Here is a 3,896-nt window from a genome sequence, read left to right as displayed (position 1 = left end):
CAAATTTCCTGCGCACACTGTCAAAGATCTTCATCTCTTCCGGCGCGTTTCGCTGCCGAAGTGGCCGGGCATTTCGCCCAACCGAGCCGCACATTATAGGGCAATTTCCAAGGACGTCAACACCTCGTTGAAGCCTTTTTTGAATTTCCCCGCTGGTCAGTCCGGCCGTGGCCGGGACTAGCGGGGCGCGAACTCTATCCGGGCCCCGGTACCGAAAGCAAGCGTTGTCGCTTTTCCGCTGTAAACCGCAGGGTCGCCGGAGAAAACAGGGGCGGAACTGCGCGAAACCAGCTCCGGTCAGTCGGCGCTAGTGGCCCGGGCGGCGTCAAATCGACGCTCCGTCCAACCCAGGATTACCAGTACGCCCAGCGTCAGCGCGGTCGCACCCACCGCCAGCACGTGGCTGTGCAGGCCGGCCGCGATGCCGATCACGGCCACCATCAGCAGGGAAGCGGCCGTGGTGATACCGCTAACCACGCTGCCGCCGCTGTTCCGGAATATGGTGCCCGCGCCAAGGAAGCCCACGGCCGCCACCATGGCTTCAATCAGGCGGATGGGGTCCAGAGTGATCAACTCCCGATAGCCTTCTCCGGAGAAGCGCTGAGACAGCAGGTCGGTCAGGCCGACCAGCAGAGCGGCGGCGCCCGCCACCAGCATGTGGGTGCGGAATCCCGCGGGACGGTTTTTCATTTCGCGCTCGTAACCGATCGCGCCGCCCAGAAGCATCGCGTAGGCGGTGGTGGCGAGCACACCCAGCTGGGTTTGCCAATCCTGGATCAGGGTTTCCATGTCGGCGCTCCTGCGTCAGCCCGCGATGAGCTTTATCCGCGCGAAATTGCGCTTGCCAACCTGCAGCACGCCCTCGAAACCTGGCATGAACAGGCGCTGCGCGTCGTCGAACAGCTCCCCGTCCAGCCGCACGGCTTTTTCCTTCAGCTTGCGGCTGGCTTCGGAGTTGCTGGCCGCCAGTCCCGCAACCGCCAGCAGGGCGGCAATGCGCAGGCCCTCCGCCGGTACCGTCACCAGCGCCTGCGGCAGCAGGGACGTGTCGCCTTCGCCGCGAACCACGGCGTTCCAGCCGGCGATAGCCTTTTCCGCCTCGGCGGCGCCGTGGAAGCGCGCCGCCAGCTCGCGCGCCAGCCGCAGCTTGGCATCGCGTGGATTGAGCTGGCCCGAGGCGATGTCCTGCTTCATGCGCGCCATCTCGGCCAGAGAAACCTCGAAACTGAGCAGCTCGAACCAGCGCCACAGGAGCTCGTCGCCGATCTTGAGGGTCTTGGTGACGATGTCGATCGCCGGCTCGTTGATGCCGATGTAGTTGCCCAACGACTTGGACATCTTGTTGACGCCGTCCAGGCCCTCCAGAAGCGGCATGGTCAGCACGATCTGCGGCGGCTGGCCGAAATGTTCCTGCAGGCCGCGACCCATCAGCAGATTGAACTTCTGGTCGGTACCGCCCAGCTCGACGTCGGCCTTGAGCGCCACCGAGTCGTAGCCCTGAACCAGCGGATAGAGGAATTCATGGATGGCGATGGGCTGCTGGCCGGCATAGCGCTTGGCGAAGTCGTCGCGCTCGAGCATGCGCGCCACCGTGTGCTGCGCCGCCAGCTTGATCATGTCGACCGCCGACATCTGGCCGAACCATTCAGAGTTGAACCGCACCTCGGTGCGCGCCTTGTCCAGCACCTTGAACACCTGGTCGGCGTAGGTCTGGGCATTGGCCAGCACGTCATCGCGGGTCAGGGGCTTGCGGGTGACGTTCTTGCCGGTGGGGTCGCCGATCATCCCGGTGAAGTCACCGATCAGGAAGATCACCTGGTGCCCCAGGTCCTGGAATTGCCGCATCTTGTTGAGCAGCACCGTGTGGCCGATGTGCAGGTCGGGCGCAGTGGGGTCGAAACCGGCCTTGATGCGCAGCGGGCGGCCGAGCTTGAGCCGGGCCGCCAGCTCGTCGGGCTTGAGGATCTCTTCGGCGCCGCGGCCGATGATGTCGAGGGCTTGCTGCAGGTCTGACATGAATGAAAGAGCTTCCGGGTTCAGGGCCGCGGCCGGTACAGGCCGCTGGCGTTAACTTGAGGTTAATAGAAAGTTAATCCGCAACAAACAAAAAAGCCAGATGCGACAAGGGTTTGACGTATGTATTTCGCGCTGGTTATCGTACCGTGACTTAACCACCAGAGCGGGGACGCACCCTTGCCGCATCACGACGCCGCCCCCCTTGCCCGCTGGTCCCGTGAACATTGGGTGCTTGCTGGCCTCTGCGCCTCGCTTGGCGTCCTCGTAGTCACCATCATCCCCGGCTTCGCCAGCGCGATGCGCGGCCATGATGCCGCCGCCGACCGCACCACGCTCAGCCTGCCCCTGCCGCCGCTCGCCGGCAAGGCCGCCGCCGCGGTTGCCGGCAGCGCCTGGCAAGTGGTGCAGGTGCAGAGCGGCCAAACGCTGGGTGCCTTGTTCGAACAGATGGGCGTGCCCGCGTCCGTGATGCACCAGGTGCTGGAATTGCCGAGCGCCAAGACCCTGTCGCGCCTTCGGGCCGGCGCCGAGATCGCCTTCGACCTGGGCCAGGCCGGTGAACTGCGCGGCCTGCGCTTCGAACGCGATGAAGCCAGCCGCGTCGAACTGCAGGTTGCCGACGGCAAGTTCAAGGAAAAGATCATCGAGCGTCCGCTCGAGCGCCGCGTGATGGTCGCCAGCGGTGAAATCACCAGTTCGCTTTACGCCGCCGGCGCGAAGGCCGGCCTGAGCAACGCCGCCATCAACCAGATGGCCAACGCGTTCTCCTACGACATCGACTTCACCCAGGATCTTCGCAACGGCGACCACTTCCAGGTGGTTTACGAAGAACTGTGGCGCGACGGCGAGCGCCTGCGCAGCGGCGGCGTGGTGGCCGCCAGCTTCGTCAACCGCGGCAAGGAATACACCGCCCTGCGTTACACCCAGAACGGCAAGGACGAGTACTTCGACCTGGCCGGCCGGCCGCTGAAAAAGAGCTTCATGCGCATGCCGATCGAGTTCGCCCGCATCAGCTCCCGCTTCAACCCCAAGCGCAAGCATCCGGTGCTGGGCACCGTGCGCGCGCACAAGGGCGTGGATTACGCCGCCGCCACCGGCACGCCGATCATGGCGGCGGGCGAGGCGCGCGTAAGCTTCGTGGGCTGGCAGAACGGCTACGGCCGCACGGTGGTGCTCGACCACGGCCGTGGCTACACCACGCTGTACGGCCACATGTCGCGCTTCGGCAAGTACAAAACCGGCCAGCGCGTGGCGCAGGGCGCGGTGATCGGCTTCGTGGGCATGACCGGCCTGGCCAGCGGCCCCCACCTGCACTACGAATTCCGCGTCAACGGCGCCCACCGCGACCCGCTGACCGTCACCATGCCCAAGCCCGAACCGCTGACCGGCACGGCGCTGGCCCAGTTCCGCGCCGCCACCGCGCCGGCCATGGCGCAGCTCAAGCGCGTGGAAGGCGTGCGGCTCGCCGCGCGCTGAGCCATGCCGGCAGCTCCCTTCCAGCCCGCCGTTGACGGCGGGCTTTTTCTTGGCCTGATCTCCGGGACCAGCGTGGACGGCATCGACGCCGCGCTGGTGGCCTTCGATCCGGCGCCGCGGCTGGTGTTCGGCCGCACGTATGCGCTGGACGCGGCGCTGGCCCGCGAAGTGCTGCAGCGCTCGCAGGCCGACGCCAACACGTCACTCGACGAGATCGCGCGGCTGGACACGCGCCTGGGCCAGGCCTTCGCCCAGGCGGCGCTGGCGGCGCTGGCCGACGGCGGCGTCGCGGCTTCGCAGGTCGTCGCCATCGGCTCGCACGGCCAGACGCTGCGCCACGACCCGCGCGGCCCGGCGCCCTTCAGCCAGCAGTTGGGCGATGCGAACGTCATCGCCGAGCGCAC

5 protein-coding genes are annotated in these 3,896 nt (G+C 66.5%); 3 read left to right on the top strand and 2 right to left on the bottom strand.

Annotated elements, in window-relative coordinates:
• Nucleotides 1-181 (top strand): hypothetical protein (locus K0M70_RS03275; RefSeq protein WP_290779244.1); only part of this gene is annotated, 181 nt, incomplete at its 5' end.
• A 116-nt stretch (nucleotides 182-297) separates the two neighbouring features.
• Here K0M70_RS03275 and K0M70_RS03270 read toward each other — a convergent pair.
• Nucleotides 298-789: an MgtC/SapB family protein gene (locus tag K0M70_RS03270; RefSeq protein ID WP_290779241.1), complete on the bottom strand. Its 492-nt coding sequence runs from the start codon at nucleotides 787-789 to the stop codon at nucleotides 298-300.
• A gap of 15 nt (nucleotides 790-804) precedes the next feature.
• The gene (tyrS, locus tag K0M70_RS03265) at nucleotides 805-2,016 is read right to left on the bottom strand and encodes a tyrosine--tRNA ligase (protein WP_290779239.1); all 1,212 of its coding nucleotides are present in this window, start codon (nucleotides 2,014-2,016) and stop codon (nucleotides 805-807) included.
• 228 nt (nucleotides 2,017-2,244) lie between these two features.
• Between tyrS and K0M70_RS03260 the strand changes: the two genes are divergently transcribed.
• Both K0M70_RS03260 and K0M70_RS03255 read left to right on the top strand, forming a co-directional pair.
• Nucleotides 2,245-3,492 carry a peptidoglycan DD-metalloendopeptidase family protein gene (locus K0M70_RS03260; protein WP_290779236.1) on the top strand — a complete coding sequence of 416 codons (1,248 nt, stop codon included), beginning with the start codon at nucleotides 2,245-2,247 and terminating at the stop codon, nucleotides 3,490-3,492.
• A 3-nt stretch (nucleotides 3,493-3,495) separates the two neighbouring features.
• A partial coding sequence (locus K0M70_RS03255) for an anhydro-N-acetylmuramic acid kinase (RefSeq protein WP_290779233.1) occupies nucleotides 3,496-3,896 on the top strand: 401 nt, incomplete at its 3' end.

The organism is Arenimonas sp. (genome assembly GCF_019459675.1).
Classification (GTDB): domain Bacteria; phylum Pseudomonadota; class Gammaproteobacteria; order Xanthomonadales; family Xanthomonadaceae; genus Arenimonas.
The sequence above is the reverse complement of the archived record's forward strand: the minus strand, read 5'-3'. Positions and strand labels throughout refer to the sequence as shown.